General features: G+C 39.5%; 15 protein-coding genes. 4 read left to right on the plus strand and 11 right to left on the minus strand.

The genetic code is table 11. The features are described from left to right. Positions 1-161 precede the first annotated feature (161 nt). The 9 genes from V514_RS0114690 to V514_RS0114730 form a co-directional block, all read right to left on the minus strand. The gene (locus tag V514_RS0114690; RefSeq protein ID WP_029500649.1) at positions 162-491 is read right to left on the minus strand and encodes an antibiotic biosynthesis monooxygenase; all 330 of its coding nucleotides are present in this window, start codon (positions 489-491) and stop codon (positions 162-164) included. Continuing rightward, the gene (locus tag V514_RS0114695) at positions 482-880 is read right to left on the minus strand and encodes a hypothetical protein (protein ID WP_029500650.1); all 399 of its coding nucleotides are present in this window, start codon (positions 878-880) and stop codon (positions 482-484) included. Before V514_RS0114695 ends, V514_RS0114690 begins: the two co-directional genes overlap by 10 nt. Beyond that, the gene (locus V514_RS0114700) at positions 881-1,660 is read right to left on the minus strand and encodes an ABC transporter ATP-binding protein (protein WP_029500651.1); all 780 of its coding nucleotides are present in this window, start codon (positions 1,658-1,660) and stop codon (positions 881-883) included. Then, positions 1,653-2,687 carry a FecCD family ABC transporter permease gene (locus V514_RS0114705; protein ID WP_029500652.1) on the minus strand — a complete coding sequence of 345 codons (1,035 nt, stop codon included), beginning with the start codon at positions 2,685-2,687 and terminating at the stop codon, positions 1,653-1,655. Before V514_RS0114705 ends, V514_RS0114700 begins: the two co-directional genes overlap by 8 nt. Next, the gene (locus V514_RS0114710) at positions 2,687-3,622 is read right to left on the minus strand and encodes an ABC transporter substrate-binding protein (protein WP_029500653.1); all 936 of its coding nucleotides are present in this window, start codon (positions 3,620-3,622) and stop codon (positions 2,687-2,689) included. Before V514_RS0114710 ends, V514_RS0114705 begins: the two co-directional genes overlap by 1 nt. Before the next feature lie 218 nt (positions 3,623-3,840). Further along, positions 3,841-4,833 carry a cache domain-containing protein gene (locus tag V514_RS0114715; RefSeq protein ID WP_029500654.1) on the minus strand — a complete coding sequence of 331 codons (993 nt, stop codon included), beginning with the start codon at positions 4,831-4,833 and terminating at the stop codon, positions 3,841-3,843. A 151-nt stretch (positions 4,834-4,984) separates the two neighbouring features. Next, positions 4,985-6,406: a YcdB/YcdC domain-containing protein gene (locus V514_RS0114720; RefSeq protein WP_029500655.1), complete on the minus strand. Its 1,422-nt coding sequence runs from the start codon at positions 6,404-6,406 to the stop codon at positions 4,985-4,987. Positions 6,407-6,525: 119 nt separating this feature from the next. Beyond that, positions 6,526-7,695, minus strand: coding sequence for an L-aspartate--L-methionine ligase LdmS (gene ldmS, locus V514_RS0114725; RefSeq protein ID WP_029500656.1), 1,170 nt, complete (start codon positions 7,693-7,695; stop codon positions 6,526-6,528). 1 nt (position 7,696) lies between these two features. Beyond that, entirely contained in the window at positions 7,697-8,911 is a 1,215-nt protein-coding gene (locus tag V514_RS0114730; RefSeq protein ID WP_029500657.1) for a M20 family metallopeptidase, read from the minus strand. A 451-nt stretch (positions 8,912-9,362) separates the two neighbouring features. On the opposite strand from V514_RS0114730, the gene guaC reads away from it, so the two are divergent. Next, complete coding sequence (gene guaC / locus V514_RS0114735; protein ID WP_029500658.1) at positions 9,363-10,346, plus strand: GMP reductase; 984 nt, start codon at positions 9,363-9,365, stop codon at positions 10,344-10,346. A gap of 252 nt (positions 10,347-10,598) precedes the next feature. Beyond that, on the plus strand, positions 10,599-12,545 hold the full coding sequence (locus V514_RS0114740) for a methyl-accepting chemotaxis protein (RefSeq protein WP_029500659.1): 1,947 nt from the start codon (positions 10,599-10,601) through the stop codon (positions 12,543-12,545). 75 nt (positions 12,546-12,620) lie between these two features. Here the strand turns inward: V514_RS0114740 and V514_RS0114745 are convergent, their stop codons facing one another. Next, positions 12,621-12,983, minus strand: coding sequence for a hypothetical protein (locus V514_RS0114745; RefSeq protein ID WP_029500660.1), 363 nt, complete (start codon positions 12,981-12,983; stop codon positions 12,621-12,623). A 176-nt stretch (positions 12,984-13,159) separates the two neighbouring features. On the opposite strand from V514_RS0114745, the gene V514_RS0114750 reads away from it, so the two are divergent. Both V514_RS0114750 and pgeF read left to right on the plus strand, forming a co-directional pair. Further along, positions 13,160-13,642, plus strand: a complete 483-nt coding sequence (locus V514_RS0114750; RefSeq protein WP_029500661.1) for a phosphate-starvation-inducible protein PsiE — start codon at positions 13,160-13,162, stop codon at positions 13,640-13,642. Next, positions 13,643-14,401: a peptidoglycan editing factor PgeF gene (gene pgeF / locus V514_RS0114755; protein ID WP_029500662.1), complete on the plus strand. Its 759-nt coding sequence runs from the start codon at positions 13,643-13,645 to the stop codon at positions 14,399-14,401. Between the two features lie 140 nt (positions 14,402-14,541). Here the strand turns inward: pgeF and V514_RS0114760 are convergent, their stop codons facing one another. Beyond that, entirely contained in the window at positions 14,542-15,510 is a 969-nt protein-coding gene (locus tag V514_RS0114760) for a sensor domain-containing diguanylate cyclase (protein ID WP_029500663.1), read from the minus strand. Between the last annotated feature and the right edge of the window lies 1 nt (position 15,511).

Consider the following 15,511-nt stretch of genomic DNA (forward strand, 5'->3'; position numbering starts at 1 on the left):
TCCCCTTTAATCTATCTTATCTCACTATGAACGGATGTCACGAAATTATTAGATATGACGGGTGTTCTGCTTAAAAGTATAAAATATTTATGTCCTTTTGCATACAAAAAGCAGGGATTGTTACACTTACAATCCCCGCTTCTATTTAATATGAGCTTAACTTATTTTGCTGCTACTGCTGGATAATGTTCATACTTCACTTCATAGATTCCTACATCGTTCCCTAGCATTGGTGAATCTTCTTCTTTTGCGACGCGTTTATGTGTATTGACCGCTTCTTCTGATGTGAACCATGCATTGAAATCTGCTTTTGTATCCCAATTTGTACAAATTTTCACTTCATCATATTTATGATTTTTTTCATTAAGCAATACTTCCATGCGAAGAAAACCTTGTGCTACTGCGATTGATTTTGGCGTAGCAAAGCGCTCCGCTACAGCCTCCCCAAATCCTTTTTTTGTACGAATCGTATTCACTAATTTTACTGACATTGAAATTTCTCCCTCTCTAATAATTGATTTAAGTATTCAAGCACTGGCTCCGCTTCAAAACCTCCACGCTCTGCATGGCGAATAAGTGTGATGCCATGTGCACCTTTGGCATGTAATAAGGCTGGATTATCTTCTAGTGCCATTTCAACAAAGTTTAAATCGCCTAACATTGCTTGTGAGAACAATGTTTTTTGGGCACCTTTAGCAAGCAACAATTCGGCGATTTGCCTACTTCCGGTATGAGCCGCTGCATTTATGCCACTTTCAATATCCCCCGCGCCCCAATCCATTTCAATAAAAGCAAGTGACGGTTCAATGGTTAAAAGATGATCGACCATGTCATAGTCACCATGCGCTGCAATAATAAATGGTCGAATTAGCTCCTTCATTTATCCGTTCCTCCTTCTTCTCAGTGGCGTAAAATAAACGCCGTCGTGATTGTTGTGCACCTCGGCATCAATGTTAAAAATCGTTTGAAACATTTCCTTACAAAGAACACACTGTGGAATACCATCGTAACGAATTTGTCCTGCCTTCATCACAATAAGGCGGTCGCTGTACGTTGCTGCTTGATTTATATCATGTAACACCATAATAATCGTAATCCCAAACTCCTCATTCAAATATTTTACGAGTTCAAGCACTTCCATTTGGTGTGCAATATCTAAATACGTCGTTGGTTCATCGAGCAACAATACTTTTGAGCGCTGCGCAACAGCCATCGCAATCCAAGCACGTTGGCGTTCACCGCCCGATAAGCCCGGTAATAAACGATTGCGCATATGCGTCAATCCGGTCACCTCTAATGCCCATTCGACGATTTCTTGATTTTCGACTGATAATCGGCCGATACCTCGCTGAAATGGTGCGCGCCCAAATTCGACGAGCTCACCTACTGTTAAATCCAACATGTGGTCATTCATCTGCGGCAACATGGCGAGATTTTTTGGAAAATCTTTTTTTGCTATCGTTTTGAGGTTTTGTCCATCGATGATGATGTGTCCTTGTTCTGGTTTTAATAAATTGGCTATGACACGTAGCAGCGTTGATTTCCCTGAACCATTAGGGCCGATTAAGCTAATCACTTCGCCCTTTTTGATATTCAATTGAATGTCTTTTAATGAAAATGCCGGATTGCGTACAAATTGAATATTTTCTGCTTTAAGCACGTGCATCGCCCTTTCTATTACGCTGAATTAAATACAAGAAAAATGGCCCACCAAGAAACGCTAGCAAAATGCCGACTGGTAACTCGATTGGATCGAATACGGTACGAGCAATCATATCTGCAAAAACAACGATAAAGGCGCCACCAATTGCAGAAGCGGGTACTAAAAAGCGGTCGTCACTACCGATAATAAGACGTAAAATATGTGGTATTACTAAGCCAACAAAACCAATTAATCCTGAAACGCTTACGGCAATACCTGCAAGTAAAGCACTTAAGACGATTAGGAAAAAACGTACGACTTCTACGCGCTGCCCTAATAACTTCGCAACGTCATCGCCTAAACGTAGCATACGAATATATTTCACTGAGAACATCGAAATCATAATCGCACCGACCGCATAGTATACAATCATTTGAACATGAGACCAACCAACGCCGGCAAGTCCTCCTGAAAGCCACGGCAATGCTGCTTGCACGCGGTCGCTATACAGCAGCATGAGCGCATTCGTTCCAGCACCAACAATCGCATTGACTGCTACACCGACGAGTACGATTTTGACTGGTGTTGCGCCACCCTTCCATGCAAGAAAATAAATTAACAACGCCGTCATAAGCGCTCCTAAAAATGCTGCGAGTGGTAACAGCGTAATATACGCCGGAAAAATAATCATAATCGCTATCGCCGCAATACCAGCACCAGAAGATACGCCAATAATACCGGGGTCTGCAAGCGGGTTACGCATAATTGCTTGCAAAATAGCCCCCGCAACAGCTAAGCAAGCTCCGACTAATACTCCGACCAACACACGTGGAAATCGTAACTCCCAAATGATTCTACGTTCTAGTGAATGGTCTGCAACCGTTAAGCCATGCCAAATTTCTGCGAGTGAAAAACGTACCGGGCCAATCATCAAACTTGCCACAGATGCCACAATGAGCAGCATAACTAATAAAAAAAAAGTCCAACGACGCTTTTTCGCAAGTGGATGCGTTGGTGTTGTCGCTTGTTGTTGCACAGCTACCATTAGCGCACCTCATCGAGTTGTTTTGTCATTTCATCTAGTGCTTCGGTAATTTTTGTACCTGGATTTTGTCCAAATAGTTCCGCTGATAATACAACAACTCGTTTTTCTTTCACTGCGTCTAAATTTTTCCACGCTGCATTTTGATTCATTTCTTTCTCGAACGCTTTCTTTACAGCAGCGGGATCGCTATGCGTAATCAGCATAACGATTTCTGGATTTGCTTCCACAATCTTTTCTGTGCTCATGCTTGCATAGTTTGGATATTGGTCTGCTTTCGGAAACGCTGCAGCAATATTTTCGCCGCCAGCTTTTTCTAAAATATCTCCCGATAACGATGATGGCAGCGCTGCTAAAAATGTGCCTGGTGCACCGTATACTAACAGCGCACGCACCTTGTCAGTATTTTTCTCAATCGTTTCTATATGCTCGCTAATCTCTTCATTCAACTCTGTTGCTTGCTGCTCTTTTTCAAGCACATCGCCAAATAACGTAATGTTTTCTTGAATATCCTCAATCGAGTCTGCCTTCGTATAAACAACCTTTGAGCTTTGATTTTCAAGTGTATTCGCATACTGTTTAAATGATTCCTGAGCAAAAAAAACAGTTGGATGTACTTGTGCAATTTGCTCCAATGACGGCGAATGTGGGTTACCAATTTCCTGAATCCCTTCAAAACTAGCTGGCTTCTTACCGGTCATTGTCGGAACGCCGACTACATTCGCATCAAGTTCCATTAAAGTTTCTGCATCTCCAGGACTTAAAGCTGCGACAGATGTCGGTGGTTCCGTAAGCTCTACTTTATTTCCAAGGCGGTCTGTTGTTGAAATTTGGACTTTCCCAGCTGTTGTGCTAGCATCACTTGACGAGTTGCCACTGCAAGCTGCTAGGCTGAGTGACAAGCAAGCTACGATAGAAAGTCCTATGTATTTGCGCATTTTTATTCCCTCCCACCAGCGATAATTGATAAGCATTATCATTTGAGTTATCTTGAATTTCATCATAAAGTTAATGAGAATCATTGTCAATTAAACTTTTAGAAAAAAGAAAAAAGCGATGGATTTTTGCTAAATACGCTTAAAACCCTCACTTTTTCTCGTTAATATCATTTTTTTGTCACGACTATGCCGTCAAGACCTATTTTAATAGTGTATTTTTAATGAATCGGCTCAATAACAATTGCTCGCCATGCTTTCCCTTTATATGCGTTATATCCTTGCGACACACTAAAAGCAATTAGCTCATTTCGCTCAAGTTGGTACCCACTTCTTTCTAGTCCTTGAATGGATTTTTGCACAACTTGATAATTCGCTAAATCTTTTTTTAAAATATCCGAAGCTTCTTTTGAAGCAATCACAAGCCCTTCTTTGTTGATTATATAGAGTGAGGAATCTTGACCAATATTCGCACGCTCAACAATCTCCATGACATATTGCCAATTAAAACGCGTCGACATAACACCGATTATTTGCCCAGCATCATTATGAATTGGACTCGAATAATTCATTGTATGTGCTCGAATTGTATCCGAGTAATACAGGTCCGTCACATAAGGTTGATTTGTTTTTATCACTTGCTCGAACCATTCATGTCTAGACATATCTTGCCCGATTAATTGATGATTTTTTGCGGTTGAAACAATTTGACCATTTAAATCAATGACTAATAACTCAAAATATACTTCGTAAATTTTTAATGTATGCGCTAAAAATTGATTGGCTACTCGCTGATTTTCAGTTGAAGGCTCCTGTACGACATTTTTTACAGCTGAAAATGTTGCCCAAGCCTGTACGTCACAATTACGCTCAAATAAATTACGTTCGATTTTGTCCATCGTATCGTATGCTACATCGACGGTACGTACCGCGATAATTTCATTGGCTTTATGATGCATCCGTTGAATGATTTCCTCGCTAGCCTTGCTCGCTTCCATACTTGATGTTGCGAATTTGTCAATTTCTTTGGCGACAACCGCAAATCCTCTTCCAGCTTCCCCTGCTCTCGCTGCTTCAATCCCAGAATTCAGTGACAAAATTTTAGACTGCATCGAAATGCTCTGGATTTTTTTCATAACCTTTTGCATTTCATGATTATCCTCTTTTAAGTTTTCAATCAGTGCTGAAATATTTAATTCTGTAGTTTCTGACATAATAGCCCCTCCTTTCCCTCTATTATAATCAGATTAATATAAAAATTGTGACTTTTTATCGTTATTTCATATACATCTTCTATTACTTATCTCATACAAAGAATAAAAAAAGAGAAAATACATAAATATGTACTTCCTCTTTTTTCATCGATTAATCTTCTAAATAAAGTTCTTCAAAGATTAATTCGCCTGTATTGCTTTCTACTTTTTCAAGCGTTGATTTACCACCATTGAAGATGATTTCATAGACTAATGTATAAATTGGGAAATCATCATTACTTTCAATCGCGCGTGTTAAGCGTAGCTCTAATGCAGCGATATAGCGTTGATTCGCTTCTTCTAATGACACGATTGCTTGGTCGATTGAGAAGTTTTCAACAATTGCTTCATTGACACGCGTCACTGTGCAATCTTTAATATTCCCTGTGTAAATACCGACATCCACGTGAATGTTGTATTCATCAACAGGAATTCCTTGTACTGTGCGTAAGAATGAGAATGTGCGGAATGGTTCAAAATCATTGTCCTCTTCGTCATCAAACTCATCATCGAATTCGTCATCGTCATCTTCTTCCATTGCACGGAAATACGCCAATTCTTCTTCTGTTAGTTCTGGTTCATCTTCTTCAAGCTGTTCCTCAAGCTCAAATTTTGTATGCACCTCTCCAACGACTAATTCTAAAAATTGCTTCGCATTATCTTCTAATTCTGTAATCGGGCGCTCTTGCTGTGATTCATCCCAAGGCTTCACAGATTCATACATTGTCTCATAAGCATCGCTACGATCAATGCGCACATAAACGCTCTCATCTGCTGGCGATGTCCATGTTTGCACGTCATCTGAATCATCTAATACCATATCTGGCTCGATTCCTAACAACTCAGGCAATGATTTTGTTACAGTAACCGCGTCAATTGCTTTTTTCGAAAGCTCTTCCTCTGCATCTGGGTCAAATATCGTTGTTAATTGACCATCTACACCAACTGCCATGAAACGATTTTTAGGCACGTAGACAATATGTAATTTGTCTGGTGTCTCTTCGATTTCACGTTTTAGTAGCATTTCATTTGCTAATACTACTTTAGCTTGATCTGCTGTCACTTTCACTTCTGGATAAGTTAGTTGATAATACGTCTGGTTAAGTGTTGCAGAAACGATAAAGCCTTGTCGATTAATTTCAACTTGTGCACCGGAGTTTGGTAAGGATAAGTTTAATTCGTGATCAAACTGTTCAAATGTTACTAGAATCGTATCGCCAATCCAGTGTTGCGCATTAACATAACGTAAATCGCCTGAACAAAATTCTTCCGCAAATTCTTCTGCCATTTCTTTTAAATCATCGAGCCCAAGTTCTTCATATTCATCTAACGAAATATCATTATTGTCTGTAATTTCTTCCATATCAATCATGACATTCGTTAATTTTCCTTCGTCTGACACTTCAATCTGACCGTAAACAATACCACGGTTTGCATCGACGATTTCGCCCATAAAATCTTCTTCTTCACGTTCAATTTTAATCGCTGGGCGGCCAAGCATGTACTCTCTAATTGCCATTTCTAATTCCATCATTATGCTTAATCCTCTCAATACATGTTTCTATAGATTTGATACTATCATATCATGATTTTTCATGATTTTTGCATATGTAATGAAATTGAAAAGAGGAAAGCTTTCGCCTCCCTCTTCTACTATTTTGCGACTACACCGCTCTCATACAAACGCTCTTCATAAAGTTCAATATCTTCTAATGAAAAAGCATGCCAAATACAAACAAAAGTTGATGGATATCTACCGTCAACAGCATCGCCGTCATAATAGCTAAGCGGGAGCAATACGCCTTGTGCCACATAATCGGCCATTAAATTATAAAAGGCTGTGTTGTGCTCAGCATCAATCGCATCATACGTGTAAAATTTCATGCATTGATGATTCAATGGCTCAGCATACATCAACATCGATGTCGAACCGTTAAGTCGGAAATTTAAGTCGATTGCTTTAACGTCTTTATCTTCCGTCCATAATAAATCGAAACCCGCAATGCCTATATACCCTTTATCAACACCTGCCTGCATAATTTCACAGCCCGCTTTTATTACTTCTTCGGGCACATTGTCGACCATCACATTTCCAGCATAAACACCTTCATCATCAGTGATTTGTACCGATGTTCCTAAATATTGTAGGCCAACGTTTTCGCTGTAGGCATACTGACATGAATAATTTTCAATTTCTTCAACATATTTTTCAATAATGACGTGGTCGGCACCTTCTTGCGTAAAGAGCTTTTTCGCTTCGGTTAACTGCTCCTCAGTATGACAAATTTGGACGCCATACCCACCTGCAGTTGGTGTTTCATCGCCTGGTTTTAGCACGAATGGTAATTCCCAATTCAGCAATGCTCGGTCAAGATCTTTACTATCAATCACCTCGCGCTCTGGTACATATTTTTCGGGTACAATTTCGCGCAAATACGCTTTGCTATTTAAATAATTTAATAGTTTAGCATCCATCCAATACGCATCACGATCAACTGTTTTTTTGCTATGAATGTATTGCAATACAACTTCTTTTTTGTCCTTACTCCACTGCTTTAAAATGTCGTCATATTCTTTTTTTGAGTTGTATACATACGGCTGTTTCGGAAAAGGAATGCTTGCTAATTCAAACAGTTTTCGCGCTTTCTCTGTTTGTGTTGCTGCATGGACGAGTACAGGTACATCGGCGATCAACGTTTCGCGTGCTGATAAGGCATTCAATTTTTCATCACTTGGCATCCATGGATTTACTTCATGTGCTGGTCGCGCCGAAAAAACGACATCGCCATAAATATCTCGCATCGTATATTTTGGTTTTAACATATTAAATACTCCAATCTGTAAAGGTTTGTTGTTCCACTACATCTTTATGGGTTGCTTTAATACTGTCTAATAATTCTGGGTCCTCTATTACTGTTAATGCAGTAAGCGCGAGTGCTTTCGCTGACAGCAATAACGCCTCATCTGCTTTTGCTGACGCCGCAGCTTCGCAAAAAGCTTGCGTATGGCCAATCAATGTAGAAGAACCAATTTTTATATGTGGATGAATAGTAGGTACTACTTGACTAACATTCCCCGTATCGGTTGCACCGAATCCAAAATCATCATCAGAAAACTGCTCGCCTAAACTTTCAGCGGCTTCTCGGAACGTTGCATCAAGCTTTTTGTTAATGAAAAAATCGTCCACACCATTTTGAATAAAGCTAAACTCCATGCGAGCTCCGGTCTGTAATGCTGCGCCTTCTGCAATCGCTTTGACGCGACGTGTTAAAGAATTTAAACGTCGTCTACTACGCGCGCGCGTGAAAAAACGTGCCTTCGTATATTCTGGAATAATATTAGGCGCTTGACCTCCTTCCAAAATAACACCATGCACGCGATCTGTATCGAGCATTTGCTGACGATAAGCATTGATGCCGTTATAAAATTGCAGCATAGCATCGAGTGCATTAATACCATCATGCGGGTTTTCAGAAGCGTGCGCAGGTTTACCAAAAAACTCCACTTCAAAAACATCTACCGCAAGCGTTGGTATCGTGTCGTAGGAATCTGGTCCTGGATGTACCATGAGCGCGACATCAACATCTGCAAAACGTCCATCCTTTACATAGGCTGCCTTCGCGCTACCATTCACACCACCTTCTTCTGCGGGTGTGCCGTAAACGCGAACTGTTCCACCTGCCTTATCAATCACTTGCTTTAGCGCAATACCAGCGGCGCACGAAGTCGTACCAATAACGTTGTGGCCACATGCGTGACCGAGTCCTGGAAGCGCATCATATTCTGCTAAATAAGCAATTGTTGGGCCTTCTTTTTCAGCCTTATAACTCGCAATAAAACCTGTATCGTAGCTCGAAATATGTTTCTCCACTTCAAAGCCAAAATCTTCAAGTAAGTCGATTAATGTACGCGATGCGAAAAATTCTTCGTTGCCGATTTCTGGTCGCGCATGTATTTGATGACTAATATCTAGTAAACGGTCGGATAATCGGTCCACCGTTTTTTCTATTTGTATACGTTGTTGTGCTGTAACTGCCATGTCTAATCCCCCTTATTACATAAATTGTAATTAGTATATGTATTTGCCACAAATGATAGCTACGTAAACATCATAAAAAAGTGAATATTTCGTTAATTTAACAGAAAATGATTAATTTCTACAGAAAAAAGAAGATAGCTTTCTAAATGCGGGTTGGCCCTCAAACAATCATTCAAGCTATCTCTCAAAAATGCTTGCTGAACATCCGTTATTGTAAAAAACAACTGTTACACAGTAATTTTCAAGCACCAAATGACATAAAGTGTCACAAGCTGATTTCATAATTTGTGATATTTTTTTGCTTTTTAATACAATTTATATAGCTGACGTTAATTTTTTTAAAAATGTCAGTAAAAAGGTTTGACAGCGCTATCAAAATATTGTAAATTACCAAAGGACGAACGTTTTAAATAAAACAAAAAATAATATTCGCTTTTAGGAGTGTTTTTAAATGGATAACGTATTTGACTATGAAGATATTCAATTAATTCCGGCAAAATGTATCGTGAACAGCCGCTCAGAATGTGATACATCAGTAGAATTAGGTGGGCATAAATTCCGTCTACCAGTTGTACCTGCAAATATGCAAACAATTATCGATGAATCAATCGCAACAAAATTAGCTGAAGGCGGCTATTTCTATATCATGCACCGCTTCAACCCTGAAAAACGTATTGGCTTCATTAAAGAAATGCAACGTAAAGGTTTAATCGCTTCTATTAGCGTTGGCGTTAAACAAGAAGAATACGATTTCGTTGAAGAGTTAGCAAACGAAGGCTTAACTCCTGAATTTATTACAATCGACATTGCACACGGTCACTCAAATGCCGTTATTTCAATGATTCAACATATTAAAAAATTAGTTCCTAACGCTTTTGTCATCGCTGGTAATGTTGGTACACCAGAAGCTGTGCGTGAACTTGAAAACGCTGGTGCTGACGCTACAAAAGTGGGTATCGGACCTGGTAAAGTATGTATCACAAAAATCAAAACTGGTTTCGGTACTGGTGGCTGGCAATTAGCGGCTCTTCGTTGGTGCTCAAAAGCAGCTACGAAACCAATCATCGCTGATGGTGGTATTCGTACAAACGGCGATATCGCTAAATCTGTACGTTTCGGCGCATCAATGGTTATGATCGGCTCTCTATTTGCAGGTCACGAAGAATCTCCAGGTGAAACAATCGAAGTTGAAGGTAAAAAAGTAAAAGAATACTTCGGTTCAGCATCTGAATTCCAAAAAGGCGAAAAGAAAAACGTTGAAGGTAAAAAAATGTTTGTAGAACATAAAGGTTCTTTAAAAGATACACTTGTTGAAATGGAACAAGATTTACAATCATCTATTTCATATGCTGGTGGTACAAAATTAGAATCAATCCGCAACGTAGATTATGTAATTGTTAAAAACTCAATCTTTAACGGTGACAAAGTTTACTAAGATATCTAGAAAGAGGCTGGGACAAAATAGTTCATTTTCCTTTTCTAGCGTTCGCAACAAAAAACCGGAATCGCGCTGTGGCGCGGTTCCGGTTTTTCTTATGCTCATCTGAGAGGGTGTTTTTACACGTATGTTCCAGCCTCTTTTTATTACGATTTATAAATACATATATTTTTCTAAAACTTTTAACAATTAATAGCTTTTATGATACGATTGTTTACGAACTTTAAGACTACAACAAGGAGATTTACAATGGCTAAAAGCACTAAACTAAGGAATAAAATGTTAATATTTTTGCTACCACTTATTATTATTCCTATTTTATTGAGTAGCGTATTTTGGTACAACTCAAGTAAGCAACAAATTGAAGAAGAGCAGCTCACAGCAGCCACTTCTAATATGGCCCTTTTAAATGACAGCATTGATAGTTTAATTGAGCCAAAAATACATGACGTATCGTATTTGGCAACACGACTAACATCGGATGATTTATCGCTCGCTAAAGATAGCAACGTGCGTAATGTACTTGACCAATATGTGCGTGAGCATCCAGAAGTGGCGATGGCGTACGTTGGAAGTGCAAAGGGCGACATGATTCGTATGCCATACTTCCTTTACAAAAAAGATGAGTATGATCCACGCGAACGTCCATGGTATAAACAAGCGATGAGCATCGATATTGCTATTACAGATCCCTATATTGCTAAATCAAGTGGCGATTTAGTCGTGACGATTTCAAAAAAATTGGCCGATGGTAGTGGCGTTGTCGGCATTGATATGTCGATTTCAAAACTCTCAGATATCGCAGGTGGCGTTAAAATCGGCGATCATGGCTATACATCAATTATCGATTTAGCGAACCATTATATTGCTGATAAAAAAATCGATAGTGGTGAAGCAGTATCGAGTGATATTACTTCGAAGTTGACGAAAATGAAAGGGCAATTTGACCACGGCGATACGATTTTACTCTATGACACGAATGCGACGACGGGCTGGAAAGTGATGAGCACGCTTTATAAAGATGAAGCTGCCGCTGCCGCAAAAGATATCGCAGTAGCGAATATTGTCTTTGCGCTTTGTATTGTACTCATTAGCATCGCAATTATTTTATGGCTCGTACGCTCGATTACGCGTCCATTGCAAACGATGGCTCAAAAGGCTGAGCTTATTCGCGATGGCGATTTAACAGTCGATATTGCTATTGAACGCCGTGATGAAGTTGGTCAATTAGCAACGACATTAAATGCGATGAAAGAAAACTTAGCAACGCTCGTACGCGATGTCGGAAATAACACGCAGCAAGTAACGCATTCTAGTAACGAAATGGATCAGCATATCGCACAAAATATGTTGAGTACGCAAGACGTTACGACAGCTATTACACAAGTAAGTGAAACGACCGAGCGCCAAGCGAATGATTTACAAGCAGCTTCCTATGCAATCAATGATGTCGCAACAGGTGTTACGACAATTGCAGAAAGCATTACCGATGTTGCTGAATTTTCGACTACCTCACTCGAACATGCACACTCTGGGCAACAAGCAATTTATGAAGCGGTGACAACGATGGAAGGTATTAAGCAATCGGTAGCAACATCGAATGAGCAAATTCATTCCTTGCATACACACACCGCTGAAATTGGTAAAATGCTTGAGATGATTAAAGAAATTGCTGATCAAACGAATCTGTTAGCACTTAACGCCTCGATTGAAGCGGCGCGTGCCGGCGAGCATGGCAAAGGCTTTGCAGTCGTAGCTGATGAAGTACGCAAACTCGCTGAAAGCTCGCAACGCTCAGCGAATCAAATCGCCTCTCTTGTGACGACGATTCAAACAAGCACGAAACAATCAGTTGAACAAATGGCCGCAACGCTTCAAAAAGTAGATGAAGGCGTTGTTGTCACAAATACAGCTGAACAACGCTTTGCGAATATTATGTCGCAAATCAAAAGCATGACGCCGAAACTTGAAGGTGTTTCTGCAACGACTGAAGAAATCGCTTCAGTGACAGACCAGTTAGCAAACAGTATCGATAGCGTCTCAAGTCACGCACAAACAACAAATGCGATGACCGAGGAAGTAACAGCTTCGGCTCAAAATACGCTTCACTCGATGAATGATATGCAAGCTGAAATGCATCGCCTTGCTGAACTCGCAACATCACTTGAACAGTCGATTGCACAATTTAAAATTTAACGAACAAAAGAGGCTCGGAATATTCCAAGCCTCTTTTTCTCTATTAATAAACGGAACCGGGGGGCACCATTTTTATTAACGCGCAACACGTAAACGGTCGCGGCGATATAAATCGTAATTCACAATAATGTACATATACTCACTAATATCTTGCACTTCAAGCCCTTGTTTTTCAAGGAGTGTCCATAACTTTTCATCAAGCGCATAAGGATGCGTATGTTGCAGTAATTCCACGTCATTTTTTGACAGCGCAACGCGGAATTTTTGCTTGCCATTCGTGACTGACAACGTATACGTTCTCCACGTTTCCACTTCTACACGGTAAGCATCATCCCACTGACGTAATTGCGCTTCAATATCTGTTGCAACGTTTTTAAAAAATTTGCGTACTGTAAATGTATTGGCTTTTGTTGTGCGGAAAAATGTATTCGTATTCATGTCAATCGCTCCCTTTTCGTTAATACCAAGTTATCTTATAAGAATTATAACACTTTAAATTCAAAAGTCAAAATCTTTCTACAAAATTAAAAACGCTTACAACATCACTATACTTTGCACATTCTATTTCAGTATGTGAAAATTACTTTAACGATAATGAAAGTGAGGCGAAATTTATGAAAAATATGGAATTTAAAGTTGTATTCCCAAAGGTATTGCAATGGATTTTAAATATTTCCTTAGTTGGGTTATCAGCATTTCTCGTATTCTCAATGATAAAAGAGCTATTTATTTTCGCAGATATTTTATTGTTTGACCATGACTCAAAGTATACGCACGAAGAATTTCTCGCGAATGTATTAGCTTTTTTCCTCTACTTTGAGTTCATCACGATGATCGTAAAATATTTCAAAGAGGACTACCACTTCCCGCTTCGTTATTTTATTTATATCGGCATTACAGCGATGATTCGTTTAATTATTATTGACCATTCAAGCGCTATCAATATGCTCTTATATGGTGCGGTCGTACTGCTGCTAATCATCGGCTACTTTATTATTAATATTACGCCGCTTGAACGACCAAAAAAAGCGCGCTACGAAAGTAAAAATGCCAAAGTTGATGATGAACCATCATATAATGAACGTAGAGGTGATTAGATGACAACAACAATTTATACGAACAATGAACAAGTTTTAATGGGCATCTCGCTACAAGATGATACACGGCCCGAAAAAAACAATATGGCTCTTCACGTTTGTGAAAATCCAGAAACGATTATTCAAAATCGCGAACATTTAGCTGCTTCAATTGGCCATTCTTTACAAGATTTTGTTTGTGCCAATCAAACCCATAGTGCCACATATTATAAAGTCACAGCGGCAGATAAAGGACGTGGGACATTACGCGCTGATGATGCGATTCCAGCAACTGATGCGCTTTATACGTTTGAGCCAAATATTGTGCTCAGCTCGTTTACAGCAGATTGCGTACCGGTATTATTTTATGCGACAGACTCTACGTTAATCGGAGCCATTCACTCTGGTTGGCAAGGTACGGTGAAGGAAATTTCACTGAAAACTTTTACACATTTAAAAGAACATGAGCATGTTGATTTAACAAATGTGCGCGTGCAAATTGGGACGGCACTAAGCCAAGAAAAATTTGAAGTCGATGAAGATGTTTATACGAAATTTAAAACGTTAGGTTATGCGAATGACTGGATGTATTTCAAAGACGCCACGCAAAAATACCATATCGACAATCAGCAAACGGTGAAAAAGCAATGCGAGCTTGCTGGTATTCCAGCTGAAAATATTACGATTGAAAATGTTTGCACATTTAAAAGCGATAGCGGCTTCTCGTATCGTCAGCACAAACAAGCTGGTCGCCATTTAAGCTTTATCGTGCGAAAGTAAAAAAAGAGGCTTTGACAAAACAGTTCATGTTCCTTTTTTAGCGTTCGCAACAAAAAACCGGGACCGCGCCACAGCGCGATTCCGGTTTTTCTTATGCTCATCTGAGAGGATGTTTTTACACGTGTGTCCCAGCCTCTTTTTTAATGCATTTCTTCATAAATGGTCACGCGATTGCGGCCATGCTCTTTTGAATAATATAATGCTTCATCTGCACGCTGAATCAACGATTGCTCGTCATCATGTTCAGTGAAGTTAGCCATGCCAACGCTCACTGTCAGCTTGTGAATATGCGGCCATTCTTTTGCCGCTGCACGTTTATTAATGTCGTCTGCAACTTGTTGCGAATGTCCAATTAAAATAATCGTAAACTCCTCGCCACCAAAGCGACAAACAACGCCCTGCTCGCCAACGACTTCTTTCAAAAGTTGCGCGAGCTGTTCAAGTACAATATCGCCAACCTGATGCCCATACGTGTCATTGACATTTTTAAAATGGTCAATGTCGATTATAAGTAATGAAAACTGCACATGTTCCATGTCAAAGGCGCGTATAAACTCGCTCATTTTTTGGCTAAAATAGCGACGATTATACAATCCTGTTAACTTATCGGTATTCGATAATTCAATCAACCCTAAGTTAATGGCCATTAATTCATTTTGCTTTTGCTCAATCTCCGCATAGATTTGTTCAAGATGATCAAAGGCTTGTGATTTTTTTTCATATGCTTCCTCAGCTTGAATTTTTAATGATTGTACTTCGCGTTCATATTCTAAGCGGTGCTGCATTTTCATTAATATGTAGTCAATGACTTCCTCACCATCGCGCATATAACGTTTAGCATTCATTAAAAATGGCACGCTCTTTTTATTACTGTCGCGCATTGACAGGAAAAATTCCTCAACGATATTTTTTAATTGAATCGTTGGGTAAAAATAAGAATGAAACATTAATTTATTCGTTGGACTTAGTAACATTTCAACATGTTGCCCTAGCAACTGTTGCTCCGTATAACTAATCCAGCGTAAAAATGTTTCATTCACTTCGACGATTTTTCCTTCATCATTCGTACTTAAAAAGCCACATGGAGCTTTTCTCAAACGAATATCCATT

Origin of the sequence: Kurthia huakuii LAM0618 (assembly GCF_000505545.1) — a bacterium.
Lineage (GTDB): Bacteria > Bacillota > Bacilli > Bacillales_A > Planococcaceae > Kurthia > Kurthia huakuii.